This window comes from Kitasatospora sp. NPDC001175 (assembly GCF_053598215.1).
The window spans coordinates 1-24995 of sequence record NZ_JBSFJU010000054.1 but is presented as its reverse complement, the minus strand read 5'-3'; the positions used below and the strand labels follow the sequence as shown (position 1 = coordinate 24995).

The following is a 24995-nucleotide window of genomic DNA, read 5'->3' as shown; positions in this document are numbered from 1 at the left end:
CGGTCCCATGGACTCCGCTCCGCCCGTCGGAGCCGCCGCGCTCTCGGTGTCCGAGCGTCCGCCCCCGGCTCCCGAGAGCGGACCGGCCGGAGGCCCCGCGGGCGGTTCGGCCCCGCTCTCCGGGCCCGGGCCGGGACCGGGCGAGCGCGGCGGACCGAACGGGCCCACCCACGTCGGCTCGTGGGGCTCGCCCGGACCGCTCTCCGGCGATCCGCCAGCTCCTGGCCCCGACCCGCCGTAGGGGGGCTCGCCGGCCGAGGACCGGGTCGGCGGGCCGGCGGACGATCCGTCCGGCCGCTCTCCGCTTCGCCGGTCGGGGCGGTCACTTCCCTGGTCGGGACGGTCGTCCCGCCGGCCGGGTCCGTCGTCAGGACCGTCGCCGGAATCGTCCGGGGTTGGCGGCAGAGAAGTCACGCGAAGTCCTCCAGGGCTGGTCTCCCCCGGCTCGCCTCCCCCGTCCGCCCCCCGGGTCTCATTCTCTGCTGGCCCCCTCGGCACCCCGCAACCGCTGGCCGACCGCTCCCGGATCACTCACCGGGAGCAGGACGAGCGCTCGCCGACGCCCGCCCGCTGACCCAAGCTGGAAGCAGACCCACCCCGGGAGACATCCGCCCGTCGGGAGGCAGCGTGCACCCGAGCGACCCGGCCCCGAACGGCGTACCGCCGCGCGACAGCACACCCGCGCACCACGTGCCACCGCGTGACGTACCGCCACGGCCGCCCGGCCGACCCGGAAGCCCGGCACTCCGCGTGCTCAGGCTCTGGGCCGACGCGCTGGCCGCCGCGGTGGCGCCACTCGTGGTCATGGTCGTGGTCGCGGCACTGGGGTTGTGGGCCGCAGGGGCGAACACACTGCCCGAGGGCGCCTTCCCCGCGGTGCTCGCCGCCACCGTGCTGCTGGCCGTCGGAGTGCCGCTCGACCTCACCGGCAACGCCGCCTTCGTCGCCGAGGCCCAGGGCGGGATCACCGGCCTGCCGCTGTCGGTGACCCTCGTCGGGGCACTGGTGGCGGGTGCCGTCTTCCTCCAGCCACTGCGGCACCGGGCCCTGGTCGGACCCGCCGAACTGGCCGGACGCGCCGCCCGTACGGCGGTGCTCTGGCTGGCGCTGCTGCTCCTGGTCCGGCAGTACGCCCAACACACCTTCACCGTCCCGACCGGCGACTCGCTGCTCGACCAGTTGGGCAGCATCTTCGGCGGCGCGCCCACCGTGGGCTTCCGGGCCTCGCCGGGCGCGACCCTCGGCATCGGGCTGGCCTGGCTCTGCGGGGTCCTGCTGCTGGCCTTCCTGATCTCCCGGCGTGCACCGCTGCCCGCACGCCTGCTACGCATACACACCACCATCCGGCCCGCCGGACACGCCGTGCTGAGCCTGCTGACGGTGTACGTGCTGGTGGGCCTGGTCACCGGTCTGGTCTGCGCCGCCACCGGCGATCACCCCCGGGAGACCTTCGCGGTCCTGCTGCTCGCACTCCCCAACCTCGCCTGGATCGCGCTGGGCGTCGGCATCGGCGGCTCCTGGCACGGCCACTCCGCGGGCACCATCGGCCTGCCCGTCCCGCAACCGCTCGCCTCCGTGCTCCAGGCTTCCCGGAGCCGGGACGTCACCCTCGACCTCTCCTCGCTCGCCCAGCAGGACGGCCGCAGCTGGCTGCTGCTCGCGCTCGCGGTGATCCTGGTCCTGCTCACCGGTCTCGGCGCGGCGCTGCACTCCCCCGAGCGTCCCCCGCTCTGGCGGTGCGCGCTGAACCTGGCCGTCGCCCTGGCCCTCGCGATGCTGGCGATCGGACTGCTCACCACCGTCTCCGCCGAGCTCGGCCTGTCCCTGCTCGGTCTGCACAGTGGCACCGGCAGTCTCCATCTCAGCCCCGACCTGGCGCGCACCGTGGTGCTCGGCGCCCTGTGGGGCGCCGCCGCCGGCCTGCTCGGCGGTCTGCTGGCGCGAAGGGCGCCCCGCCCGCTCCAGCGCTCCTGAACCGCTGACCGTCGCCCCCGGCGCGCCGGAACCCGCTCCCGCACGTCCGATTCCGCTGCCCTGTCGGGGACCCGAGCGCTGTCAGGGTGTCGTCAAGGCGGGCGTACTTCGCGTAGGCCATGCGTCAAGGCCCGGTGCCGACCGGCTGCGTCGGGCATCCACTGGAACGGGCGGGCCGGAGCCGCCGGCGGTACTGCGGTCCGGGCCGCCGTGAGCCCGCAGCCACGTGTGGAAGGAAGCCCTCCGCCATGACCCAGACCCAGGTCGACCCCGCCGCCCGGACCGCCCGTCGCCGCTCCCCGCACCCGGGTTTGCCGCTCGGCAGCCCGTGGCCGGCCTCCGCCCGACCCGGGGCCGGCGGAGAGCTGCTGGTCGGCGGGGTCGGCCTGGCGGAGGCCGCCGACCGGTTCGGCACTCCGCTGTACGTGCTCGACGAGGAGGAGGTGCGCCGGCGTGCCCGGGCATACCGCACCGCCCTCCCGCAGGCGCAGGTGCTGTATGCGGCGAAGGCGTTCCTGTGCAGCGCGATGGCCGACTGGGTGTCCGAGGAGGGGCTCGGTCTGGACGCCTGCTCGGCCGGCGAACTGCGCCTCGCCGCCGCCACCGGTTTCCCGCCGCAGCGGATCCTGCTGCACGGCAACGCCAAGAGCCCCGAGGAACTGCGGCTCGCCCGGCGGATGCGGGTCGGCCGGATCGTCATCGACGGCCTGGCCGAGATCCCCCGGCTGGCCGCCCTCGCCATCGCGGACACGCCGCAGCAGGTGCTGGTCCGGGTCCTGCCGGACATCGCAGCCGGACACCACTCGGCTGTGCGCACCGGGGTGGCCGGGCAGAGGTTCGGGTTCCGGATCGACGGCGGGGACGCGGCCGAGGCGGTCGACCGGGTGCTAGCCCAGCCCAGCCTCCGCCTCACCGGCCTGCACTGCCACCTGGGCTCCCAGATCACCGAGGTCGAGCCCTATCTCGCCGCGCTGGACCGGCTGGTCGGACTGCTGGCGCGAATCCGCGACCGGCACGGCGCCGAACTGCCCGAACTCGACCTCGGCGGCGGCCACGGCGTGCGCTACCGCCCCGGCGACCGGGAACTGGACCTCGCCGACTTCGCCGCCCGGACCACCCGCCACCTCGCCGCCCGCTGTGCCGAGCACGGCCTCTCGGTGCCGCGTCTGATCGTCGAGCCGGGCCGGGCGATCGCCGCGCCGGCCGCCGTGGCCCTGTACCGGGTGCTCTCGGTGAAGCACGGCACCGACGGCCGCACCTTCGCCGCGGTGGACGGCGGGATGAGCGACAACCCTCGCCCGGCCCTGTACGGCTCCCCGTACGCCGTCCGCCTGGTCGGCCGGACCTCCGAGGCCCCGCCCGCCGTCATCGACGTGGTCGGCCGGCACTGCGAGGCCGGCGACGTCCTGGTCCGCGCGGCCGACCTCCCCGCCGACCTGCGCCCGGGCGACCTGCTGGCGGTTCCGGCCGCCGGTGCCTACCAGCTCTCGATGGCCTCCGGCTACAACCTGGTCGGCCGACCGGCGGTGGCCGCGGTCAGCGACGGGCGGGCCCGACTGCTGATCCGCCGGGAGACCGTCGGGGACTTCCAGGCCCGCGAGGTGGGTCGCTGAACGCGACCGGACGCCCGAAGGAGCCGGGTGCGCCACGGCTCGCGATCACTGCGGGGGGCTGAAGACCGGCCTGGCCCAGGCGGGCGGCAGTGGGACGGGCGCGGGCTCGGGCAGGGTGGTGATGACCGGGACAGCGGCCCGGTCCCCCCTCTCGGCGGCCGCCCGAAGCGCCGCCACGAAGCCCAGACAGCTGTCGTAGCGCTCCTCGGGTGTCTTGGCGAGGGCCCTCGCGAGTACCGGGTCCAGCGCACGGGGCAGGTCGGGCCGCCGCGAGGTGAGCAGCGGCGCGGGATCGTGCAGATGCGCCCAGAGCAGCGCGAGGTCGTCGTCGCGCCGGAACGGCGGCGCGCCGGTCAGCGCCTCGAAGACCACGCAGCCCAGGCTGTAGAGGTCGCATCGCCCGTCCACCGGACGGCCGCTGATCTGCTCGGGGGCGACGTAGTCGAGGGTGCCGACGAACTGGCCGACACTGGTCAGCCCGCTGAGCGAGAGCGACTTCTTGGTGAGGCCGAAGTCGGTCAGGTAGGCGTGTTCGGGCCGTTCGGCGTCGGGCCCTTCGGCGATCAGTATGTTGCCGGGTTTGACGTCGCGGTGGACCAGGTCGTGGGCGTGCGCGGCGTCCAGCGCGGAGGCGATCTGGGCCGTGATCCGGGCCGTCTGCGGGACGGAGAGCCGGCCCTGGCGGTCCAGCAGGGCGCGCAGGTCGCGGCCGGCCACGTAGCGCATGGCGATGTAGAGCACGCCGTTCGCCTCGCCCGCCTCGTAGACGGGGACGATGTGCGGGTGGTCGATGGCGGCGGCGGCCCGTGACTCCCGGGCGAAGCGCTGCCGGAAGACGTCGTTGCGGGCCAGTTCGGGGGCGAGCAGCTTGATCGCGACCGGGCGGCCGAGGCGCAGGTCCTCCGCCTGGTAGACCACCGCCATGCCACCCCGGCCGATCCGCCGGCCGAGCCGGTACCCGGCGAGCCGGTGCCCGGTCAGGTCCTCGTACGCCGCGGTGCTCACCGGCTTCCCCTATCCCGGGGAGGGCGGCTCGACCGCGGCGTAGGTCTGCAGCCGGGTGCCGTCGCAGTAGTACCAGCGGCCGTCGTCGAGGTCGAGCAGCCAGGCGGACGGGCCGTCGATCACCACGCCGATCCGCAGCTCGCCGGACCGGCGGCGGAAGGTGTCCAGGTCGAGTTCGCCGGCGGCCAGCCGCTCCACCAGCTCGCGGTAGGCGGCGAGCGAGCGGGCCAGTGCGTCGAGCAGCGGCCGGGGGTCCCCGGTGGTGCCGAGCGGGCGGCCGGTTCCCGGCGGGCGGTGCGGGAGGGTGACCAGCAGCCGGCCGTCCACCCAGGCGCTCCAGCCGTTGGCGCAGACGATCCGGGCCCAGTCGCCGCTGGTGTCGGCGAGGCGGACGGGGAGCAGCGGGTCCAGCCGGGCGCTGGGCCTCGAGGCGTCGGGCCCGGCCCAGGTCGGCAGCCCGTCCTCGGGGACGACGTGGGTGGGCCTGAACCGGTGTGCGTCGTGGTCCGGACCGGTGCGGTGGTACGTGGTGCTCATCGGCGCCTCCTGTGGGCCGTCCGGCTAGCGCCGCATGATCGCGGGTTCCTGCCGCCGCAGCAGCCGCCCGACCAGGAGGCCGAAGATCAGCGAGAGCACCAGCAGCATTCCCAGGTCGAGCAGCCAGATGTCCGGGCTGTGGGCGAAGAGCGGGTCGGCGGTCAGGGCGCCGGGGACGATGTGGTGCATGTCGACGGTGGCGGACATTGCGGCGAACGCCCAGCGGGAGGGCACCAGCCAGGAGAGCTGGTTGAGCACCGGGACGGTGTGCAGCTCGAGCAGTGCGCCGCAGAAGACCACCTGGACGATGGCGACCAGCACCAGCAGCGGCATGGTCACCTCTTCCCGGCGGACCAGGGAAGAGATCACCAGGCCGAGCATCATGGCGGTGAAGGAGAGCAGCGCGGCAGCGATGGTGATCTCGGCGAGCGGTGGCAGTAGGACGCCGCTGCCGCCCTGCGGGCGCACCCGTACCCCGGCCAGGGCGACCAGGGTGAGCACCACGGACTGGACCACGGTGACGGTGCCGAGCACCGCGATCTTCGAACAGATGTACGCCGATCTGGACAGGCCGACGGCGCGTTCGCGCTGGTAGATGGCGCGTTCCTTGACGAGTTCGCGCACCGCGTTGGCCGCTCCGGTGAGCACCGCGCCGACGCAGAGGATCAGCAGGGCGCTGGTGGCGGTGGCCGGGGTGAGCCGGCTGCCCGCCAGAGCGCGGGCCATGGCGCCCATCACGAACGGCAGCGCGATCATGACGCCCAGGAAGGTCCGGTCGGTGGACAGGGCCGCGCCGTAGCGGCGGACCAGGGTGCCGAGCTGGGAGCGCCAGCCCTGCGGTGGCGGGGGCGCCGCCATCGACTCGGGGTGCGGCTCCGCCTTGCGCGGCCGGTTCATCGCGGCGGCGATGTAGCGGCGGTAGGCGCTGGATTCACGGTACTGGCCGGCCCAGTCACGGTCGGCCTCGGTCTCGAACGCCTCGAATGCCTCGGGCCAGTGCTGGTGGCCGAGGAAGTCCAGGGCCTCGGCTGGCGGGCCGTAGTAGGCGATCCGCCCGCCGGGGGCGAGTAGCAGCAGCCGGTCGCAGAGGCCCAGGCTGAGCACACTGTGGGTGACCACGATCACGGTGCGGCCGTCGTCGGCGAGCTCGCGCAGCATCTGCATCACGGAGCGGTCCATACCGGGGTCGAGGCCCGAGGTGGGCTCGTCCAGAAAGAGCAGCGAGGGCTTGGTCAGCAGTTCCAGGGCGACGCTGACCCGCTTGCGCTGGCCGCCGGAGAGGCTGGCGATCACCTGGTCGGCCCGTTCACCCAGACCCAGTCCGGCGATCACCTTCTCGATCCGGGCCTCGCGCTCGGCGGGGTCGGTGTCGCCGGGGAAGCGCAACTCGGCGGCGTAGCCCAGGGCGCGCCGCACGGTGAGCTGGGTGTGCAGGATGTCGTCCTGCGGGACCAGGCCGATCCGGCTGCGCAGTTCGGCGTAGTCGTGGTAGAGGTCGCGGCCGTCGTAGCGGACGGTGCCGTGGTCGGCCGGGCGCAGCCCGGTGAGCGCGTTCAGCAGGGTCGACTTGCCGGAACCGCTGGGTCCGGCGACGGCCAACAGGCAGTCCTGGCCGACCGGGAAGCTGATGTGGTCGAGCAGCTGCCGGCCGCCGGCGACGGTGACCACCAGGTCCTCCACGTTGAGGTCGATGTCGCCGGTGTCGACGAACTCCTGGAGCTCGTCACCGACCAGACAGAGCATCGCGTGGCCGATGCCGATCAGGTCGCCGGACCCGACCTCGGCCCGGTGGACCGGCATGCCGTTGAGGTAGGTGCCGTTGTGGCTGTCGAGGTCGACGATCTCGTAACGGCCGTCGGGGGTGGCGTGCAGTTCGGCGTGGTGGCGGGAGACCGAGAGGTCGGGGACGACCAGGTCGTTGTCGCTCTCCCGCCCGATCCGGACGATCCGGACGGGCAGCTGCCGTACGACGGTGGGGGGCCGGGTGGAGCCGGTGATGGTGGAGAGTCCGGAGACAGCCGGGGCGGGTACGGCCCGCAGGACGGCCGTCGGTCCGTCCTCGGGGCTGCCGAAGCGCAGCGTGGTACCGGGCCCGACGTCGAGGTGCCGGACCCGGCGGCCGTCGGTGAAGGTGCCGTTGGTGCTGTCGGTGTCGTCGAGCGTCCAGTGGCCGTCATCGGTGTGGATCACCGCATGGTGCCAGGAGACCCTGGGGTCGTCGAGGACGATCTCTCCGGCGGGGTCGCGCCCGACGTGGTACTCACGGCTCGGGCTGATCACCTGCCAGTCGTCTGCGGTCTCCAGGACCAGCTGCGGCGCCGTGGACGCGACGGGTCGCTGTCCCATGCTCCCGATGCTAGACCTCCGTCCGGGTGGCCGCCGCTGGGCCGCCCGAGTGCCGCGGAGCGGGCCGTTCGGATCAGGGAGCACCTCGTTCGGGCGAGGCAGTGGGTGGTGTCGCTGCGGGGTGGCGAACCGCGTACCGGGGGAAGATAGGGCCATGAGCGAGCAGCAGCAGGGTCAGTCGCCGGCGGGCAGCACCGTCTCCTGGGCCACCTGGACCACCCAGGGGATCCTCTCCGGGCGGGGCGGGGTGCTCACCAAGGAGATCGGTGCGATCAGCGGAGACCTCACGGTGCACACCATGTGGATCGACGGGGAGGCCCGGCTGACGGTGCAGTACTCGGGCGCACTGGACTGGTTCACGGTCGAGGGCAGCCCGGTGCCGGCCACGGACGAGCGGACGGCGCGGGACGTCCACCAGGCGATGGTGAACGCGGTGAAGGCCGGGGGCGGGGCGCAGGCTCCGCAGTAGCGGTGCGCCGGGCCAGCGTCTGTCCGTCGGGTTCGGTGGCCGGTTCGGCGCGGGCCGGAAAGAAATCCTCGTCGAGGGGTGAGACTTTTCGGCGGGTCGGCGCGTAGAAGTTACCGGTGCCCGGTTCCCCGGGCGCCGGATCGGTGTGAAACGGACCGAACGGTCCCGCGATCATCTGACTGTCCGTCGGATGGTAGTTTTCGCCTCACGAAAAGCGGGGGGCTTTCGGCCGTTCCGTACCGGTCTGTGGGGGCCTTGGATTCGCCGTGCCCAGCTTCGGTGCGGTGCGTCCGGGCTGCGCCTCGCCGTACCCGACGTATGGAGCGATCTTGCCTCTGCCCGCACGCCTGCACCGCCGCACGCTGCCGCTGGCCGCTGTGGCCCTCGCCGCCTCCGTGCTGGCCGGTTCCGCCCAGGCGGACACGCCTTCCCCGGCCGACCCGACGCTGGCGGCCGACCTCGACGCGATCCTCGCCAACCCCGTGATGGCGGGCGCCGAGACCGCCGTCCAGGTGGTCGACCTCAGCTCCGGCCAGGTGGTCTACCAGCACCAGGCCGACGCCTACCTCACCCCGGCGTCCACCATGAAGACCATCACCTCGGCCGCCGCGCTCGACCTGCTCGGCCCCGACTACAAGTTCACCACCGAGGTGCGCACGGCCGGCACCCGCAAGGGTTCCGTGCTCAACGGCGACCTGGTGCTGCGCGGCGGCGGCGACCCCAGCCTGCTGCCGCAGGACCTGGACGACCTGGCCGCCAAGGTGGCTGCCGCCGGTGTCACCGAGGTCAAGGGCCGACTGCTGGCCGACGGCAGCCGGTACGACAACGTCCCGTTCGGCCCGGGCTGGGCCTGGGACGACGAGCCGTACTCCTACAGCCCGCAGATCTCCGGTCTGACCGTCGCCACCGACAACGAGTACGTGATGGACACCGTCAAGGTGACCGTCACCCCCGGCAAGGAGGGCGAGGCGGCCAAGGTCGACCTCTACCCGGCCGAGGCGCCGCTGAAGTTCAACGGCAAGATCACCACCGGCGCGGCCGGCAGCGCGCAGAGCGCGAACGTCGAGCGCCAGCGCGGCGTCAACGTGCTGAACCTGACCGGCAGCGTCCCGGCCGGCGGCTCCCCCGCGAGCTTCATCGCCACCGTCGAGGACCCGGCCCGTTACACCGGCCAGGTCTTCGCGGGCGCGCTGGCCCGGCACGGCGTCAAGGTCGGCAAGGGCGTGGCGGCCGCGACCGGCCAGGAGACCTCCACCGCGCTGGCCTCGCACGACTCGCACCCACTGGCCGAGCTGATGCCGCCGCTGTTGAAGCTCAGCAACAACGGCATCGCCGAGCACCTGACCAAGGAGATGGGCAAGGTCAAGGGCGGTGCCGGCACCTGGACCGCCGGTGTGAACCAGATCGGCGCCTTCCTCAAGGCCAACGGCCTGTCCAACCCGGCCGGCCGCCAGGTGGACGGCTCCGGTCTCTCCCGCTACGACCTGGTCACCGCGGGCAAGATGACCGGTCTGCTCAAGGTCGCCGCGGACAAGCCGTGGTTCAAGAGCTGGTACGAGGCGCTGCCGATCGCCGGCAACCCCGCCCGGATGGTCGGCGGCACCCTGGCGACCCGGATGGTGGGTACGCCCGCGGCCAACAACGTGCACGCCAAGACCGGTTCGATGAGCGGCGTGGACAACATCTCCGGCTACGCGACCGCGCCCGACGGCCGCAAGCTGGCGTTCACCGTGATGGTGAACAACTACGCGGGCGCCCGTCCGCGTGCCGCCCTGGACGCGGTAGCCGTCCGCCTCGCCGCCGGTCCGGCCAAGACCCCGGCCGCCAAGGTGGCGCCGCGCAACGCGCCCGCCCTCATGGCGCCTTCGGGCGATCTCCCCGCCGCCCCCGCCACCCGCTGGGACGACTGCGAGACCATCGGCCGTTGCTGACGCATTCGGTCAACCGGTGTGCCCGCTGAGGGAGTTGGCGCGCCGGACGAGAACAGCGCACCCGGGCCCGGTCGGCACTCGCCGGCCGGGCCCGGTCCGTTGGCGTCCCTCGGGCGGCCGGCGCTCCGGGAACAGCCGTCGTCGTCGGGCGGACTCACGGTGCACGCCGGCAGGCCCGCCCCTCGGCCCGTCCACCGGGCCGAGGGGGCGAGCTGCGATCACGTGGTCCGCGCCCGTCTGTTCACTCCTCGTCGCGCCGACGGGCCGACTCGGCGGCCTCGGCCGCGACCGAACCCGCGTGGACCAGCCGGTGGCCCAGTTCGATCAGGGCGCGGCCCGCGGCGAGTTCGTCGCCGATGACGGTGGCGGGTGGGTCATGGGCGCTGCGTCGGGCCTCGGCGTCGGCTTCCAGGATGTTCTGGCCGGTGTCCAGTTCGAGGTGGGCCTGGGTGAGGTCGCCGTCCTCGGTCAGCCTCAGGCGCATGCTCCACTCGGTGGTGTGCGGCGGTGCCTGCCGCTCGGCCCGGTCGCCGCTCACCGCCGGGTGTCTTCCGTCGGCTCGTCGAGGCGGTCGCCCTCGGCCTGCGACTCCTCCCACGCGTGCGCGGTCTGGTACGAGGTGATGCCCTCCTCCGGGTCCAGTGCCCGGATGTCCTCGCGCTCTTCCGTGGACTTGTCTGGGAACTTCTCCTGCATGTCGGCCATCGCGGGCTCCCTCTGCTCGAACCCGGCACCCCCCGACTGCACGCCGCGGCGCGCGGCCGACCGGGCAGCACGTGGCTCTTCTGCTACCAGCCTGCCCCTACCGCGCCGTACAGGCCACTCACCCTCCGCCCCCGGTGCCGGGATCCAGCTCGGCGAGCAGCGCGGGGTTGACGAGCTCGACGATCACCCGGACGTCCGCCGCGGCCACCGCCGGCCAGAGGACCTCGCGGGCCGCGCGGTAGCGGGCGGCGAGGCGCTCGCGGTCGGGAGCGGGCAGCCGCTCGGCGCGGGCCGGGACCGAGTTGTGCGCATTGTCGGCGATCTTGAGCAGGGTGGCCGAATAGTCGGTGGTGATCTGCCGGAGCATGGCCTGGTAGGCCGCACCGGGGGCCTTGGTCACCCGGCGGACGGTCTCGACCACGCCGAACGGCACGCCGGCGCACAGCAGGTCGTCGGCGCCGAGGTCGGTGTCCTCCAGGACGTCGTGCAGCAGACCCGCCATCTGCAGGCCGACACCGAACGGGGCGAGCCCGGCTGAGACCGCACGCAGATGCCCGAGGTAGGGTTCGCCGATCCTGTCCAGCTGCCCGGCGTGCGCGTCGGCTGCCAGGGCCTCGACCTCGGCAAGGGTCAGCACGGGCACGGCGGTTCCTCCGGGGGAGCAATCGGCGATCAGTTGACTTGCAATATAGTCGAGTTGTCGAATCAGGAGAGGAACCGCCGGGTCGTGCAGGTGAGACCGATCTCCCCCGAACGTCTGATCGACCTGCTCGCCGAGCGGATCGACACCCACCCGGCCGGGACGGACGGCCGCAGGCTGCGGATCGCCATCGACGGAGCGCCGGCAGCCCGTCCCGGCGAGCTGGCCGACTCCCTGGTCGAACCGCTGCGGCTGCGCGGCCGCCCGGTGCTCCGGGTCTCGGCCGGTGACTTCCTCCGCCCGGCCTCGCTGCGCCTGGAGTACGGCCGCCACGACCCGGACGCCTACCACGACCTCTGGCTGGACGACGGCGCACTCCTGCGCGAGGTGCTCGATCCGCTGGAGCCCGGCGGGAGCGCACGCGTCCTTCCCTCGCTCCGGGACGCCGCCACTGACCGGTCCACCCGCGCGCCGTACACCGAACTCCCGCCCGGCGGCGTGCTGTTGCTGGACGGAGCGCTGCTCATCGGCCGCTGGCTGCCGTTCGAGCTGACGGTGCACCTCGCGCTCACCCCGGCCGCGCTGGCCCGCCGGACTCCGCCGCAGGAGCGGTGGACGCTCCCGGCCTTCGCCCGCTACGAGGCCGAGACCGGCCCGTCCGAACTGGCCGACCTCACGGTGCGCGCCGACGACCCGCGCCATCCGGCACTCGTACTGCCCTGACGCCGCCGCCCGGTCAGCCTGCCGGGGAGGGGCCGCGCTGGCAGCGCGGGCACCAGAAGGCCGGCCGGTCGCGGCCCCGGTCCGATGCGTGCGGGGCGGTGCGGATCGGCGTACCGCAGCGCAGACAGGGACGGCGGGCGCGGCCGTAGACGAAGTTCCGGCGGTCGGGGCGCGCCTCGCCGGTGGTGGGATGGCCCGGCCGGAGCCTGTTGGCCTCCAGGAGTTGGTGGGCGCGGGCGAGCACCCGGTCCAGGACGGCAACCCCGCCGAGCGGGGTCCAGGGGGTGACCCCGGCCAGGAAGCAGAGCTCGTTGGCGTAGACGTTCCCGATGCCGGCCAGCTTCCGCTGGTCCAATAGTGCCTCGGCGAGCGGGAGTTCGGGCTGCTCGCCGAGCCTGCGCAGCGCCTCGGCGAGATCCCAGTCCGGCCCGAGCAGATCGGGGCCGAGGTGTCCGACGACGCGCTGTTCCTCGGCGGTACGCAGCAGTTCGACGACCGGGAGCCGGTACCCGACGGCGGTGTGCTCGTCCGTCGCGAGGACGGCGCGGATCTGGTGGGCGGGGCCTCCGTGCCAGCGTTCGCCGGTCCGGTAGAGCTCCCAGCTGCCGTCCATCCGCAGGTGGGTGTGCAGGGTGAGGCCGCCGTCGAAGCGAATCAGCAGGTGCTTGCCGCGCGGGACGACCTCCAGCACCCGCCGCCCGCGCAGGTCTGCGGTGGCGTGGGCCGGCACCCGCAGGTCCGCACCCGTCAGCAGCCGGCCGGCCAGGGCCTGGCGCAGCCGGGTGGCGGTTCGGTAGACGGTGTCTCCTTCGGGCACAGGTTCCATGATGCCGTGCGCCCGGGCGCACACCGACCGGGTGCCGCCCGCGCGGCTGCCGGGTGTGCCGAGTGTTACGAAGCCCTGACGTCCGGCCGGGGCACAGGGACGGGGGCGGGCCGGACGGCTAGCTTCGCCGGCATGGAGATTCTGGTCACCGGCGGTGCCGGGTTCATCGGGTCGGCGGTGGTGGCGCGGCTCGTCGCGGCCGGCCACGCGGTACGGGTGCTGGACGCGCTGCTGCCCGCCGTGCATCCGTCCGGGCGGGAGCCGGCGTGGCCGGCCGGGGTGGAGTTCGTCCGGGGCGACGTGCGCGACCGGGCGGTGGTGGAGCGGGCGCTGTCCGGCGTGGACGCGGTCTGCCACCAAGCGGCGGTGGTGGGCCTCGGGCTCGACCTGGACGACGCGCCCGACTACGTGAGCTGCAACGACCTCGGCACGGCCGTGCTGCTGGCGGCGATGGCACGCGGCGGGGTACGGGATCTGGTGCTGGCCGGGTCGATGGTGGTGTACGGCGAGGGGCGCTACCGCTGCGCCGTGCACGGGGACGTGGCACCGGGCCCACGGCGGATCGCCGACCTGGACGCGGGGAGCTTCGAGCCGCCGTGCCCGCACTGCGGCCGGCCGCTGGCACCGGGCCTGGTCGGCGAGGAGGCGCCGACGGATCCGCGCAACGTGTACGCGGCGACCAAGCTGGCTCAGGAGCATCTGGCGGCAGCCTGGGCGCGCGCCTGCGGTGGCCGTGTTCTGACGCTCCGCTACCACAACGTGTACGGGCCGGGGATGCCCCGCGACACACCGTACGCGGGGGTCGCCTCGCTGTTCCGCTCGGCGCTGGCCAGGGGCGAGGCGCCCCGGGTGTTCGAGGACGGCGCCCAGCGGCGCGACTTCGTCCACGTCGCCGACGTGGCCTCGGCCAACCTCGCGGCGCTGGCGGCGGTCGGCGACCGCCCGGCGGGCAGCGCCCGGGTGTTCAACGTCGGCAGCGGCGCCGTTCACACGGTCGGCGAGATGGCCGAGGCGCTGGCCACGGCCTACGGCGGCCCGCGCCCGGTGGTGACCGGCGAGTACCGGCTGGGCGACGTCCGGCACGTGACGGCGGACTCGACCCGCCTCCGGGACGAACTCGGCTGGCGGCCGACGGTCGGCTTCGCGGACGGCATGGCGCGGTTCGCGGCTGCGCCGCTGCGGGGGCGGTGAGCCCTGCTCGGCGCCCGTCCTCGCGGCACGGCCCGTCCCTTCGCCGTCGCGGACCGGTGGAGGTGCCGCCGCCCCGCGGCTCGACGGTGGTGCCGCCACCGGGTCGGATCATCAGTCCAGACTGCACAGCAAGACTGGACAGTTTGGCCTGAAGGTTTTAGCGTGGAGGCATGGAACAGAGCAGCGGGAACATCTCCGAATCGGCCGCCCGCGCGGCAGGAGAGCTGCGCGTGGTGTTCACCAGACTGCGCCGACGGCTCTGGGAGGTCGCCGACACCCAGGACCTCACGCCCTCCCAGCTGTCCGCGCTCAGCCGGCTGTCCAAGGACGGGCCGATGTCGGCCAGCGAACTGGCGGCCGCCGAGCGGGTCCGGCCTCAGTCGACGGCGGCCACCCTCGCGGTGCTCGACCAGCGCGGACTGATCCAGCGGCACCCCGACCCGGAGGACGGCCGCCGCCAGCTGGTCACCCTCACCGAGCTCGGCCGCGAGTACGTCGCGGGCAGCCGGCAGGCCCGGGAGGAGTGGCTGGCACGGGCGCTCCAGGACCACTGCACGGAGGACGAGCGCCGCACCGTGATCGAGGCACTGACCCTGCTGGATCGGCTCGCCCAGTCATGACCTCGCCCACCGCGCGCCTGAGCCGATCGCTGCGCCGCCCTCCGGAGGACGGCGGGCGGGAGACCCGGCAGGACCGGCCCGAGGGCTTCAACCGCAAGCTGATCGCCCCGATGCTCCTCGGTTCGGTGCTGAACCCGGTCAACTCCTCGATGATCGCGGTGGCCCTGATACCGATCGGGACCGCCTTCGGGACGCCCCCGTCGCAGACCGCATGGCTGGTCTCCGCGCTCTACCTGGCCACCGCCGTCGGCCAGCCCGTGGTCGGGCGGCTGGTGGACACCTACGGACCCCGCCGCCTCTATCTGATCGGGACGTCGCTGGTGGGGATCGCCGGACTCCTCGGCGCCCTGGCCCCCTCACTCGGCTTCCTGATCGCCGCCCGGGTACTGCTCGGCTTCGGCACCTCGGCCGCCTACCCGGCCTCGATGCACCTCACCCGCAGCGAAGCCAGACGCACCGGCGGGGACAGCCCGGCCGGCGTGCTGACCGCGCTCGCGATCGCCAACCAGACCGTCGCCGTCATCGGCCCCACCCTCGGCGGACTGCTGATCGGCGCGGGCGGCTGGCGCACCATGTTCACGGTCAACATCCCGCTGTCGCTGGCCTGCCTGGTCCTCGGCACCCTGCGCCTGCCGCGGCACCCCGCCCCGGACCGTGAACAGACCTCCGCCACCGGCCGGGTGGACCTCGCGGGCATGGCGCTGTTCGCGGCGATGCTCGTCTCGCTGATGCTGTTCCTGATGAGCCCCCGGCTCGCCCGCTGGTACCTTCCGGTGCTCGCCGCCGTCGCCACCACCGGCTTCGCGGTACGGGAGCTTCGCGTACCGGAACCGTTCATCGACCTGCGGGTGCTCGGCGGCAACGGACCCATGCTGGCCACCTTCGTCCGCCAACTGCTGAGCTACACCGCGGCGTACGCGTTCATGTACGGCTTCACCCCCTGGCTGGAGGAGGGCCGGGGACTGAACGCGTCGGTCGCCGGACTCGTCCTGCTGCCGCTGTCGCTGAGTGCACTGCTGGTCTCCGGCGCCACCGGCCGCCGCAGCGAGATCCGGGGCAAGCTCGTGGCCGGCGGTCTCTTCCAGATCGCTGCCTGCGCCGCGCTGTTGCTGGTCGACTCGGGGAGCTCCCTCTGGCTGCTCGTCGCCGTCGGCGTGCTCATGGGCATCCCCCAGGGCCTGAACGGCCTCGCCAACCAGAACGCCCTCTACCACCAGGCGGATCCCGCCCGGATCGGCTCCGCCGCCGGGCTGCTGCGCACCTTCATGTACCTCGGCGCCATGACCGCCTCGGCCGCCACCGCCGCCTTCTTCGGCGAGGGCGCCCGGACGGGCGGGCTGCACCGGCTGGCGCTGTTCATGCTCGCCGGTGCCGTCCTGCTGCTGGCCGTGACCCTGCTGGACCGCTCGCTGCACCGGGTCGGCCTGGTGACGGCGCGAGCGCGGGCGTAGGTCCGAGCGTGGGCGCCGACTCAGGCACGGCGGTCAACACGAGCACCTGCACCGCCACCTGTCACGAACTCCCTTTTCCGTACGGATCGTTCACCTATGAAAGGGCACACCCATGGCTCTCACCGCACTCGACCCGAGCACCGCGCTGGTCCTCATCGACCTGCAGCACGGGATCACCGCTCTGCCGACCGTCCCGTACACCACTCCCGAGGTGGTGGCCCGCTCGGTCGAACTGGCCGACGCCTTCCGCGCCCACGGCGCTCCGGTCGTCCTGGTACGGGTGACCGCCGCCGCCGACGGCTCGGACGCCGTACCCGGCCGCACCGAAGCCCCGCGCCACTCCGGCGGCCTGCCCGAGGGCTGGGACGTCATCGTCGGCGACCTGGCCGGCCACCCCGGGGACATCACCGTGACCAAGCGCAACTGGGGTGCGTTCCACGGCACCGACCTCGACCTGCAGCTACGCCGCCGCGGTGTCACCCAGATCGTGCTGGCCGGCATCGCCACCAGCATCGGCGTGGAATCCACCGCCCGGGCCGCGCACGAACACGGCTACCACGTCACCCTGGCGACCGACGCGATGGCCGACATGGATCTGGAGGCGCACCGCAACTCCGTCGAGCGGATCTTCCCCCGGCTCGGCGAGACCGGTACCACCGCCGAGATCCTGGAGCTGCTGGCCAAGACCCGCGCCTGACCTCGCCCCGCAAACCGCCGCTGCCGCCGCATCCGCCGGGCCGCCGACTCCGGTCCGGCGGATGCGGCGGCCCCACACGACCCGGGAACGGCTGGACACGGCCGGGTGCGGCCACCACTCTCGGGCCCCGGTCGGGTCATCCGAGGTCGGGTCATCCAGGGATGAACATGCAGCCCAGCAGCCCCGCCTGCCTCTCCACTGCCGCGCGCCACAGGGGCACAACGCCGTCCAGCATCGTCGCAGCCTCCCCCGGGTCACCGTCGCCGCTGTCGCACAGCCACTCCACCGCGCGCTGTCGGGCCTCGCGGCGCTGCTCCGCCGTCAGCTCCAGCGCCGCGACCACGTCCGGCAGGGTCTCGCGCACCTGCTGCGAGGTCAGGACCATGTCACCGAACCAGCCCGGCAGCAGGGCGAACCGGCGTGGCCCCAGGCCGTGGGCCAGCGCGGCCACCGGGAATCCCTTCCGGCAGCCCGGGGCGAGCGCCAGGTGCCGCCAGTCGGCGGGGATCCGGTCCAGGGCCGCGTAGATCTCCTCGCAGTGCTCGTCCAACGGGCAGGCGCTGGAAAGCTCCTGGAACGCCTCGCTGTCGGCGTCCAGCGCCATCGACGGCCCCGACCCGCGACGGCGCAGCGCACGCAGGCCGCCGACCCGCTCGGGTGCGGCGCTCCAGCGCCGCCACAGCTCCTGGGTGCGGGCGAGCTCGCGCTGCCCGTCGATGTGCGGCCCCAGCACGGGCGCCACGTCGTCCACCACCTCGTCCGGCACCGCCGCCAGGACCCACATCCCGAGAAAACTCACCGCACCTCCCGGCCCTCCGTCATCGGGAACGCTAGCGGGCGGCACCGACACCAGCGGCGGCGCCCGGTCGCCAGCCCGGTCCACCGCCGCACGCCCCGACCCGTCCTGCCACACCAACTCCTTTGCACACCAGCCTGGTTGGTATCTGCCGCCAGGACTCCCGCCTCACTGGCGGGCTGTTCGCGACGGCCAGGATCCGCACTGTCACCGAACGGCTGACGGTGCGGAAGAATGGTCCGGAACAGCACGGACGGGAGGAGTCGGCATGACGAGCGAGGGCCGGCCGGTCACCTTGCAGGGGCTGGCCGACGAACTGGGAGTGCACGTCTCCACGGTCTCGCGGGTGTTGAACGGCCGCGACGGGGAGCCGGGCCGCGCGGCGTCGGGTGACACGGCGCGCCGGATCCGGGAGTTGGCCGATCTTCGCGGGTACCGGCGCAACCCGTACGCCGCCAGCCTCCGCACCCGGCGCAGCAACCTGGTCGGGGTGCTCGTCCCCCGGCTGTCGGAGCTGGTGATGGCCACCGTCTACGAGGGCGTGGAGGAGGAGGCGACGGCACACGGCCTGTCCACGTTCGTCACCAACACCTACGACGATCCGGCGGTGCAGCGCGAGCGGATCGCCATGGTGCTGGCCCGGCGGGTGGACGGGCTGGTGATCGGTGACGCCCATCTGGACGGTGCGGTGCTGGACGACCCGGCACTGCGCGGCACTTCGCTGGTGCTGGTCAACCGGCGGGACGGGCGCGCCGCGCACCCGGCGGTGACCTGTGACGACGTGTTCGGCGGGCGGCTGGTCGCGGAGCACTTCCTGGCGCTCGGGCACCGGGACGTGGCCGTGGTGGCCGGTCCTCCGTTCGCGAGCACCGGCGTGGACCGGACCGCCGGATTCGTCGAGCGCTACCGGGAGGCAGGACTGCCGCTGCCTCCGCACCGGATCCGGCTGTCGGGGTTCGACACCGCGGGCGGTCGGCAGGCCGCCGAGGAACTGCTGCGCGGCCCCGACCGCCCGACGGCTCTCTTCGCGGTGAACGACTTCGCGGCGATCGGTGCCGCCGGAGCCGCCCGCGACCTGGGCCTGCGGCTGGGCACGGACCTGGCCTTGGCGGGCTTCAACGACATTGCGCTCGCCGCCGAATTGCCGGTGTCGCTGACCAGCGTCCGGTCGCCGTCCGCGGAGCTGGGCCGGCTGGCGATGCGGCAGTTGCTGTGCCTGATCGACGGGAAGCCGGCCGAGTCGCAGCAGTTGCGGCCGGTGCTGATGGCCAGGGCCTCGACGGGTGCGCCGGTCGGGCCGCCGCTCGGCTGAGCGGCGGCCCGACCGGACGCGGCACGACGGGAACGGCGACTACGGGAACGACCGCTTGAGGGCCGTTCGCATCACGCCGGCACTACCCGGCGCCACCCGGCCCTTCAACGACGGTTGAACCAGGCCGCCGCGTCAGCCGAGGCGAACTGCCGGATCACGGCGGCCCCGACGGCGATACCCACGAGCGAAGGCATCGCGCCACCCGAGAACAGGGCGATCAGCGAGCTGAGGATACCGACCGCTTCGAGCCCGATGACGGTCGGCCGGACCCAGGCCGCCCGCCGCACCACCAGCACGCCGCACACGGCTAACAGCAGGCCGATCACCACCGAGACGACACCGATGGTGCGCAGCAGGCCGCTGCCGTACCGCTCCCCGACGCCGTGCTCGTCGAACGTGGCCGCGCTACTGAACAGCACCCAGCCGACCAGCAGATTGACGACCGCCTGGAACCAGATCACCCCCGTCGCGATCTTGAGTCCTCGTGGCATCCGCCCGGCCGTCCCGGGTCCCGCCGCAGTCTGTTCCGCCATTCCGACCTCCGTGAAGGACTGGTTCGTCACAGGCGCACGCGGGCCCTCCGGGTCGTGACACCCGGCCTCCTCCGAGAAGGCCTCGGCGCGCGCGTGTCGCCGATTATGTCCTACCCAAACCATTGCACCAATCGTTTGGGTAAAACTGCGTCAGGCAATCTCAGCCCGATGGCACCGGCGACCCAGCACCGAACGTCCGCCCCGCCACGAGCTGCGGAGGCAAGCGTTCCTCGGCGCCGCGATGCGCGAACCGAGGCTCGACAAGGACCGTCCGCACCGGCACAGTTGCAACCTGGCGCGGTATCAACTGCGGTCACCCGAAGACATGCTCGCGGCTTCGCCCCCGTGCTGTGGGTGGCGCCTGATCGAACCAGGTCACCTGAGACTGCAGGCGAATCGGACCTGTCGCGCCGTACGGCATCGATCCCGCCGCAGCGGAACGGCTGGAGACGGGTGCGGGATGGGCTTGGCGGTGGACTGCGACGTGGAAGACGGCGGGGCGGAGGTGATCTGTCCGGCTCAGGATCTGGCCGGAGCCCTTGACCGGGCCCCGGCCGGCCTCCCAGACCGCGGACTTGCACGACCTTTCTGACACGCTCAGGCGGGCTGGCCGGGTTCTACATCGGGTGGCGGAGTTTCTTCAGGAGAGTTGAGCGCGGTTGGCCGCGCTGAGGGCGGCGAGGGCGGTCAGTGTCGGGTGGTAGGCGCGGTCGAAGAAGTCCGCCTCCGGGGCGAAGTGGGCGCCGGGGACGATGCAGCCGGTCGCGAGGGCGGTCCGGGAGAGGGTGTTGAGCACCTGCTGATGGTGCGGATTGAGGGGCAGGCCACACCAGAGGGCGGCTGCGGTCAGTTCTGCGGCGACGTCGAGATCGCCCAACTGTAGGCGGGCGGCCGCGGCGGGGCCGAGGGTGTGGGTGAGCCAGGCGGCGTGACGGGCGGGCCAGGGTGCGGTGCGGTGACCGAAGCGGGTGGCGAGGAAGCAGGCGTGGGTGACGTCGTAGAGGGCTGGGCGGGCTGCGGCACCGAGGGCGGGGGCGGACGGGTATCGGCGCATCAACGCCTCAAGCCTTCGTGTCATTTGCGGGCCGTAGTCGCGGATACCGGCGAGGTCGGTCGCGATGGCGTGGTCCAGATCGGGGCCGGGATTGCTGCGGGGCGGCATCGCGAAAACGGATCTGACGATGTCGTGCGACCTGAACCGGCGGCCGGTGATGCGCTCGATGGCAATGAAGACGAGCAGTGCCGCTTTGAAATTATGGCTTTCAGCTGCTCCGGATGCGATTATCCCGGGAAGCGCCTGGTCGGCGGGGAGAAGCAGCTCCCGACATTTCTCGGAGACGAGGCGAGCCCAGGTGCCGTTAGCTGGCGGACGCGGGCCCGTTACTCCGAACAGGACGATGGATAGTTCGCAGGCCGGCCGGATCTTGATGGACCATTCTGCAGCTGAGCCAGCGATCCCGGATGGGAAGAAGTGGCCAAGGTGTGACTCAATCCATTCACACAGTGCCTGCTCGGCTTCGATCTGAGCCAACGGAACCCTGCGCTTCCTTCAAAGTGGGGACTCAGGGGCTGATACCTCGACCTTCGACACCGGGAACGGTTTCCTGTGACTTTCCCTCGATTGGCGGAGTTACGGGGAAGGCGACATGGGCAATGATTAGTGATTAGCATACGAATCTACTCTGCCACAAATTGGCGGAAAGGCGGTTGATCAGCCATGGGGAACCAGACTGGCGAGGCTACGGCGACCGAGCGGAGCTGCCCGGTGTATGTGGTCAACAACACCGGAGGCACCCTGAGCGAGATCACCTTTACTCACCGGTACGACGGTGACTACAAGGTGAGCAAAACCTTCACAAATCTCGCGAACGGCAGCAAGGAGTACGCGTTCGACGCGAAGTACCGTACGGGATTCGTGACGACAGGGCACGACTACTGGTGGGTGAGCTTCAAGGCCGACGGCCATGTGTTCGCCTGCAAGGACAACTTCTACTGCTACCTGATGGCAGATGACGACGGCAAGGACGTGCTACTTAAGGTCACGATGAACAATTTCCATGTCGCCTGTCCGGTGTCGACCAGCTGCGACGTGGCCATCAACCAGGTCGGCTAGAGCCGGCTGCGAGCAAGGCGGCGCCACGGGCCGACCCGGTGGCGCCGCCTTGTTCGGTGTTTCGGCGGCAGAGACGGGGTGTCGTGTCGTCGCTTCGGTGGAGGTTCCGGGATGCCGTCGGTGATGGGGTTGCTGGAGGAGCGTGAACGCGCCGCTCGGCGGCGGGTGGAGACCCTTCAGGCCGAGCTGCGGCAGGCGGAAGCCGGTTGGAGCGGTTCGTGATCGCCCGTGAGACGGTGGCCGAGGTCCTGGCTGAACCTCGCCGACAGCCGCTGCCGGGCCCGCTTCGACAGGCCATGGGCGAGCGCTCTCCCCGGCACGATCATTTCGGGTGTCCATCGAGGCCGTCCTGCGACCGTCACCCACTCCTGCGGGCCGTACCGGACGGTGCACTAGCCACGCCCGAGCAGCCAGCCCGCCACCGAGAGCGTCCCCATCGACAGCAGGGTCGAGAACATCACCGAGTCACGGGCCAGGGCGGCGTTCAGGCCGTACTCGCGGGCGTAGATGAAGACGTTCTGCGCGGTGGGCAGCGCGGAGCAGACCACCACCGCCAGCAGCTGGTGCGGGGGGAGGTGCAGCACCAGGCTGCCCACGGCGAGCGCGACCAGCGGTTGTACCAGCGTCTTGGTGGCGACGGTGAGACCCAGTTCGGCGCGCTGCGCCGAACTGCCGGCCGGCCGCCGGGCGTGCAGCGACATCCCGAGGGTGATCAGCGCGGTCGGCACGCCCGCGCTGCCCAGGACGTCGCAGGAGTGCCCCAGGGTGGGCGGCAGATGCCAGCCGGCGGCGGAGGCGAGCGCCCCGAGCCCGGCGGCCAGGACGATCGGATTGCGCAGCGGCACCGCCAGCAGCCGGGACGCCCGTCCGACCCGTTCCCCTGCGGCGTCACCGCCCTCGCCGGCGGCACCACCGCCCTTGCCGGCCCCGGCATCCAGCAACGTCAGGACCACCGGGGTGACCACCAGCACCTGGAAGACCAGCACCGGCGCGATGAACGAGGCGTCACCCAGCACCTGCAGGGCCACCGGGATACCCAGGTTCGCGGAGTTGACGTACCCGGACGCCATCCCCGCTATGGTCAGGTCGGCCAGACCCCGGCCGAACCACCACCGGGCGGCGGCGGCCCCGAGCAGCGAGGCCACGGCGGTTCCGGCCACGAAGGCGAGCATGGACGTGTTCGCGAAGCTGTCCAGCGGCGTCCGGGAGATCATCGTGAACAGCGCGGCGGGCATGGCCACGTGGAAGACGAAGCGACCGAGTACAACCTCCGCCTGCTCTCCCAACAGGCCCGTGCGGCCTACCAGATAGCCGACGGCGGTCAGTGACCAGATGGGGACGAAGGCGGCGAGCAGGGGGTGCAGGGTGTGCATGGATCCTCGACTGGTCCTGGGCGGTCTGCTCGATCCGGTGGATCTGCTCGATCGCTCTCTCGGGTGCTGCAGATGCCCGGGATCTCCGGGCTCTCCGGCCGCTCCGCAGTCAATCAGGCCCCGCCGACCGCCGTTCAACCGGCTGTCGCCACGCCGAACTCCATGGCTGACACATCGTCAGGCCCACGGTGTCGTCGGGGCGTTCTCTCGGCACGACCGGAACGGCCGGCGGGGATCGACCGCCACCGGGCCGCGCCCCCGGGCGGGTACGGTGAGCAGGTGAGCGAAGCATCCCGGACCGAGACCGACGACCAGGGCACCGCCGTACGACTCGGGCCGGTACGGCAGGTGGTGTCGCTGGTGCCCTCGCTGACCGAGGCCCTGGCCGCCACCGGGCCGGGGCTGCTGGTCGGTGCGACCGAGTGGTGCACCCACCCGGCCGGGCTCGCGGTGGAACGGATCGGCGGCACCAAGAATCCGGACGTGGCACGCATCATCGAACTGGGACCGGCCCTGGTGGTGGCCAACGAGGAGGAGAACCGCGCGCCCGATCTGGCGGCGCTGCGGGCCGCCGGGATCCCGGTCTGGGTGACCGAGGTCCGTACCCTGCCGCAAGCGCTGTCCTCGCTGGACCGGCTGCTCACCGTCGCCTGCCGACTGCCGCACCCCGCCTGGCTGGACGCGGCCGGGGCGGCCTGGGAGGCGGTGGAGGAGCCGCTGACGCGCCTGCGGGCCGTGGTGCCCGTCTGGCGGCGGCCCTGGATGGTGCTCGGCCGGGACACCTTCGCCGGGGACCTGCTGCGCCGGCTCGGTGTGGACGTCATCCACGCCGACCACGCGGAGCGCTACCCCGCCATCCCCATCGCCGAGTTGCTGGCCGCCGGCCCCCAACTCGCCGTACTGCCCGACGAACCGTACCGCTTCACCGCCACCGACGGCCCCGAAGCCTTCCCGGGCACCCCGTGCGCCCTGGTCAGCGGCCGCCATCTCACCTGGTACGGCCCCTCACTGGCCGAGGCGCCCGCCGTCCTCACCGCCCAACTCCGCACCGCACCGGGGGGACGCCCCTGCTCGGACCGCGAGGCGTAGCGACACCAAGCCCACGGGCGCCGCCACCGCGCCCATCGGGACTCACGACGACCGGCAACCGAACCTGTTGTCGTCACGGCCGGTCGGATCGAATCAAGAACCCATAAGACACAAGTCAGCAGGCTGATCCCATGAGGACGAAATCTCGCTATAGCCGCAGCCAAAAGTTCATTCGCTTCAGCCGCGCCCCGATCGAACGATCGCACACCAATCACATCCACATCTCCGTGGAAGTCGTGCCCGATGCCCGCCCGCGCGGCAGGACCGAGTCGGTAGCGAACTCTTACGTCCGCCTGACACCAGGGCGGAGAGGATAGGAGCGCAGCCCATGTGCAGGTCGCGATGGCCACTTGACCGCAGGCCGGGACCGAAGCGGGCAGGACGGCTGCCGTACGGCCCCGCGTGCACCATCCAGGCAGGCCGCGGGCGGAACGATCACCACCCGCCGCCCGGCTCTCTCGAAAGGCAGCTCATGAACCCGTCGTCTCCGGCGCGCGAGACGCCCAACGCACCCACCGGGGACGGCAGGTCTGCGTCAGGCTCGTTCAAAGGCACCCCTCCGTCGGCTCGCCGGCCCGCTCGTGCCGTGTCCCTGCCCGACGACGGCGTGCCCGCCCGACTGCCCTTCCGCCCGACCATCCGGATCAGGCTCACCCTGCTCTACGGCGGGATGTTCCTGATGGCGGGCGTGGTCCTGCTGGTGCTGATGTACTTCTTCGTGCGCCAGGCCATGCGCGACGCCGCGCTGCCGCCCATGACGATCGGCCCGGGTGTGCAGATCGTCACCCCGGACGGCTACACCGTCTCGAACGGCAACTTCAACCAGTGGCTCGATCACTACGAGGCCACCCGCATCGACGCGGCCCTGAACACCCTGCTGCGCAAGTCGCTCACGGTGCTGGTGTGCCTGGCGGTGATCGCCTTCATGGTCGGTTACGCGATGGCCGGCCGGGTATTGCGTCCGCTGGGGCGGATCACCCGGACCGCGCGCGAGGTGGTCTCCTCCGACCTGCACCGCCGGATCCAGCTGGACGGTCCGGACGACGAGCTC

Annotated in this window: 24 protein-coding genes; 13 read left to right on the top strand and 11 right to left on the bottom strand. The window is 72.6% G+C overall.

Annotated features, from left to right (window positions below):
• The first annotated feature begins 750 nt into the window (after window positions 1–750).
• Both ACWDAK_RS29980 and lysA read left to right on the top strand, forming a co-directional pair.
• Entirely contained in the window at window positions 751–1974 is a 1224-nt protein-coding gene (locus ACWDAK_RS29980; protein ID WP_344636167.1) for a streptophobe family protein, read from the top strand.
• A 248-nt stretch (window positions 1975–2222) separates the two neighbouring features.
• The gene (gene lysA, locus ACWDAK_RS29975) at window positions 2223–3587 is read left to right on the top strand and encodes a diaminopimelate decarboxylase (RefSeq protein WP_427395347.1); all 1365 of its coding nucleotides are present in this window, start codon (window positions 2223–2225) and stop codon (window positions 3585–3587) included.
• 45 nt (window positions 3588–3632) lie between these two features.
• Here the strand turns inward: lysA and ACWDAK_RS29970 are convergent, their stop codons facing one another.
• Genes ACWDAK_RS29970 through ACWDAK_RS29960 form a run of 3 tightly spaced genes read right to left on the bottom strand, consistent with a single transcriptional unit; the run spans window position 3633 to window position 7475 of the window.
• Window positions 3633–4592 carry a serine/threonine-protein kinase gene (locus ACWDAK_RS29970; protein ID WP_344636169.1) on the bottom strand — a complete coding sequence of 320 codons (960 nt, stop codon included), beginning with the start codon at window positions 4590–4592 and terminating at the stop codon, window positions 3633–3635.
• A 9-nt stretch (window positions 4593–4601) separates the two neighbouring features.
• Window positions 4602–5129, bottom strand: a complete 528-nt coding sequence (locus tag ACWDAK_RS29965) for a hypothetical protein (protein ID WP_344636170.1) — start codon at window positions 5127–5129, stop codon at window positions 4602–4604.
• A gap of 24 nt (window positions 5130–5153) precedes the next feature.
• Window positions 5154–7475 (bottom strand): FHA domain-containing protein, encoded by a 2322-nt coding sequence (locus ACWDAK_RS29960; RefSeq protein ID WP_427395346.1) that lies wholly within the window; start codon window positions 7473–7475, stop codon window positions 5154–5156.
• Window positions 7476–7629: 154 nt separating this feature from the next.
• Here ACWDAK_RS29960 and ACWDAK_RS29955 point away from each other — a divergent pair, with 154 nt between their 5' ends.
• Together ACWDAK_RS29955 and dacB are read left to right on the top strand one after the other, a co-directional pair.
• Window positions 7630–7944: a hypothetical protein gene (locus tag ACWDAK_RS29955; RefSeq protein ID WP_344636172.1), complete on the top strand. Its 315-nt coding sequence runs from the start codon at window positions 7630–7632 to the stop codon at window positions 7942–7944.
• Window positions 7945–8273: 329 nt separating this feature from the next.
• Window positions 8274–9875 carry a D-alanyl-D-alanine carboxypeptidase/D-alanyl-D-alanine endopeptidase gene (gene dacB, locus ACWDAK_RS29950; RefSeq protein WP_344636173.1) on the top strand — a complete coding sequence of 534 codons (1602 nt, stop codon included), beginning with the start codon at window positions 8274–8276 and terminating at the stop codon, window positions 9873–9875.
• 241 nt (window positions 9876–10116) lie between these two features.
• Here the strand turns inward: dacB and ACWDAK_RS29945 are convergent, their stop codons facing one another.
• From ACWDAK_RS29945 to ACWDAK_RS29935, 3 genes are all read right to left on the bottom strand, one after another.
• Window positions 10117–10413 (bottom strand): dsRBD fold-containing protein, encoded by a 297-nt coding sequence (locus ACWDAK_RS29945; protein ID WP_344636174.1) that lies wholly within the window; start codon window positions 10411–10413, stop codon window positions 10117–10119.
• Window positions 10410–10580: a hypothetical protein gene (locus tag ACWDAK_RS29940; protein ID WP_344636175.1), complete on the bottom strand. Its 171-nt coding sequence runs from the start codon at window positions 10578–10580 to the stop codon at window positions 10410–10412. Before ACWDAK_RS29940 ends, ACWDAK_RS29945 begins: the two co-directional genes overlap by 4 nt.
• A gap of 118 nt (window positions 10581–10698) precedes the next feature.
• Complete coding sequence (locus tag ACWDAK_RS29935; protein WP_344636176.1) at window positions 10699–11223, bottom strand: phosphohydrolase; 525 nt, start codon at window positions 11221–11223, stop codon at window positions 10699–10701.
• Between the two features lie 84 nt (window positions 11224–11307).
• Between ACWDAK_RS29935 and ACWDAK_RS29930 the strand changes: the two genes are divergently transcribed.
• The gene (locus ACWDAK_RS29930; RefSeq protein ID WP_427395345.1) at window positions 11308–11943 is read left to right on the top strand and encodes a nucleoside/nucleotide kinase family protein; all 636 of its coding nucleotides are present in this window, start codon (window positions 11308–11310) and stop codon (window positions 11941–11943) included.
• 13 nt (window positions 11944–11956) lie between these two features.
• On the opposite strand, the gene ACWDAK_RS29925 is transcribed toward ACWDAK_RS29930, so the two are convergent.
• Window positions 11957–12760 carry a DNA-formamidopyrimidine glycosylase family protein gene (locus ACWDAK_RS29925; RefSeq protein ID WP_344636178.1) on the bottom strand — a complete coding sequence of 268 codons (804 nt, stop codon included), beginning with the start codon at window positions 12758–12760 and terminating at the stop codon, window positions 11957–11959.
• A gap of 141 nt (window positions 12761–12901) precedes the next feature.
• Here ACWDAK_RS29925 and ACWDAK_RS29920 point away from each other — a divergent pair, with 141 nt between their 5' ends.
• From ACWDAK_RS29920 to ACWDAK_RS29905, 4 genes are all read left to right on the top strand, one after another.
• Window positions 12902–13960, top strand: coding sequence for an NAD-dependent epimerase/dehydratase family protein (locus ACWDAK_RS29920; RefSeq protein ID WP_344636179.1), 1059 nt, complete (start codon window positions 12902–12904; stop codon window positions 13958–13960).
• A gap of 170 nt (window positions 13961–14130) precedes the next feature.
• The gene (locus ACWDAK_RS29915; protein WP_344636180.1) at window positions 14131–14580 is read left to right on the top strand and encodes a MarR family winged helix-turn-helix transcriptional regulator; all 450 of its coding nucleotides are present in this window, start codon (window positions 14131–14133) and stop codon (window positions 14578–14580) included.
• Entirely contained in the window at window positions 14577–16031 is a 1455-nt protein-coding gene (locus ACWDAK_RS29910) for an MFS transporter (RefSeq protein WP_427395344.1), read from the top strand. Before ACWDAK_RS29915 ends, ACWDAK_RS29910 begins: the two co-directional genes overlap by 4 nt.
• A gap of 112 nt (window positions 16032–16143) precedes the next feature.
• Window positions 16144–16728 carry a hydrolase gene (locus tag ACWDAK_RS29905; RefSeq protein WP_427395343.1) on the top strand — a complete coding sequence of 195 codons (585 nt, stop codon included), beginning with the start codon at window positions 16144–16146 and terminating at the stop codon, window positions 16726–16728.
• Between the two features lie 151 nt (window positions 16729–16879).
• On the opposite strand, the gene ACWDAK_RS29900 is transcribed toward ACWDAK_RS29905, so the two are convergent.
• Window positions 16880–17527, bottom strand: a complete 648-nt coding sequence (locus ACWDAK_RS29900) for a hypothetical protein (RefSeq protein ID WP_427395342.1) — start codon at window positions 17525–17527, stop codon at window positions 16880–16882.
• Window positions 17528–17792: 265 nt separating this feature from the next.
• Between ACWDAK_RS29900 and ACWDAK_RS29895 the strand changes: the two genes are divergently transcribed.
• Window positions 17793–18836, top strand: coding sequence for a LacI family DNA-binding transcriptional regulator (locus ACWDAK_RS29895; protein ID WP_344636184.1), 1044 nt, complete (start codon window positions 17793–17795; stop codon window positions 18834–18836).
• Between the two features lie 104 nt (window positions 18837–18940).
• Here the strand turns inward: ACWDAK_RS29895 and ACWDAK_RS29890 are convergent, their stop codons facing one another.
• Together ACWDAK_RS29890 and ACWDAK_RS29885 are read right to left on the bottom strand one after the other, a co-directional pair.
• Complete coding sequence (locus tag ACWDAK_RS29890) at window positions 18941–19369, bottom strand: hypothetical protein (protein WP_344636185.1); 429 nt, start codon at window positions 19367–19369, stop codon at window positions 18941–18943.
• A gap of 640 nt (window positions 19370–20009) precedes the next feature.
• Window positions 20010–20900, bottom strand: coding sequence for a DUF6895 family protein (locus ACWDAK_RS29885; RefSeq protein WP_427395341.1), 891 nt, complete (start codon window positions 20898–20900; stop codon window positions 20010–20012).
• A 186-nt stretch (window positions 20901–21086) separates the two neighbouring features.
• On the opposite strand from ACWDAK_RS29885, the gene ACWDAK_RS29880 reads away from it, so the two are divergent.
• Window positions 21087–21482, top strand: a complete 396-nt coding sequence (locus tag ACWDAK_RS29880) for a hypothetical protein (protein WP_344636187.1) — start codon at window positions 21087–21089, stop codon at window positions 21480–21482.
• Window positions 21483–21874: 392 nt separating this feature from the next.
• Here the strand turns inward: ACWDAK_RS29880 and ACWDAK_RS29875 are convergent, their stop codons facing one another.
• Window positions 21875–22855: an AEC family transporter gene (locus ACWDAK_RS29875; protein ID WP_344636188.1), complete on the bottom strand. Its 981-nt coding sequence runs from the start codon at window positions 22853–22855 to the stop codon at window positions 21875–21877.
• Window positions 22856–23134: 279 nt separating this feature from the next.
• Between ACWDAK_RS29875 and ACWDAK_RS29870 the strand changes: the two genes are divergently transcribed.
• Both ACWDAK_RS29870 and ACWDAK_RS29865 read left to right on the top strand, forming a co-directional pair.
• Window positions 23135–23944, top strand: a complete 810-nt coding sequence (locus ACWDAK_RS29870; protein ID WP_427395340.1) for a helical backbone metal receptor — start codon at window positions 23135–23137, stop codon at window positions 23942–23944.
• A gap of 586 nt (window positions 23945–24530) precedes the next feature.
• A partial coding sequence (locus tag ACWDAK_RS29865; protein ID WP_427395339.1) for a HAMP domain-containing protein occupies window positions 24531–24995 on the top strand: 465 nt, incomplete at its 3' end.

What these genes read in the sequence shown, in the direction of transcription:
- lysA (WP_427395347.1), top strand. Translation starts at nt 2,223, where the DNA reads ATGACCCAGACCCAGGTCGACCCCGCCGCCCGGACCGCCCGTCGCCGC.
- ACWDAK_RS29965 (WP_344636170.1), bottom strand. Translation starts at nt 5,129, where the DNA reads ATGAGCACCACGTACCACCGCACCGGTCCGGACCACGACGCACACCGG.
- ACWDAK_RS29960 (WP_427395346.1), bottom strand. Translation starts at nt 7,475, where the DNA reads ATGGGACAGCGACCCGTCGCGTCCACGGCGCCGCAGCTGGTCCTGGAG.
- ACWDAK_RS29955 (WP_344636172.1), top strand. Translation starts at nt 7,630, where the DNA reads ATGAGCGAGCAGCAGCAGGGTCAGTCGCCGGCGGGCAGCACCGTCTCC.
- ACWDAK_RS29940 (WP_344636175.1), bottom strand. Translation starts at nt 10,580, where the DNA reads ATGGCCGACATGCAGGAGAAGTTCCCAGACAAGTCCACGGAAGAGCGC.
- ACWDAK_RS29920 (WP_344636179.1), top strand. Translation starts at nt 12,902, where the DNA reads ATGGAGATTCTGGTCACCGGCGGTGCCGGGTTCATCGGGTCGGCGGTG.
- ACWDAK_RS29915 (WP_344636180.1), top strand. Translation starts at nt 14,131, where the DNA reads ATGGAACAGAGCAGCGGGAACATCTCCGAATCGGCCGCCCGCGCGGCA.
- ACWDAK_RS29910 (WP_427395344.1), top strand. Translation starts at nt 14,577, where the DNA reads ATGACCTCGCCCACCGCGCGCCTGAGCCGATCGCTGCGCCGCCCTCCG.
- ACWDAK_RS29905 (WP_427395343.1), top strand. Translation starts at nt 16,144, where the DNA reads ATGGCTCTCACCGCACTCGACCCGAGCACCGCGCTGGTCCTCATCGAC.
- ACWDAK_RS29895 (WP_344636184.1), top strand. Translation starts at nt 17,793, where the DNA reads ATGACGAGCGAGGGCCGGCCGGTCACCTTGCAGGGGCTGGCCGACGAA.
- ACWDAK_RS29890 (WP_344636185.1), bottom strand. Translation starts at nt 19,369, where the DNA reads ATGGCGGAACAGACTGCGGCGGGACCCGGGACGGCCGGGCGGATGCCA.
- ACWDAK_RS29880 (WP_344636187.1), top strand. Translation starts at nt 21,087, where the DNA reads ATGGGGAACCAGACTGGCGAGGCTACGGCGACCGAGCGGAGCTGCCCG.
- ACWDAK_RS29875 (WP_344636188.1), bottom strand. Translation starts at nt 22,855, where the DNA reads ATGCACACCCTGCACCCCCTGCTCGCCGCCTTCGTCCCCATCTGGTCA.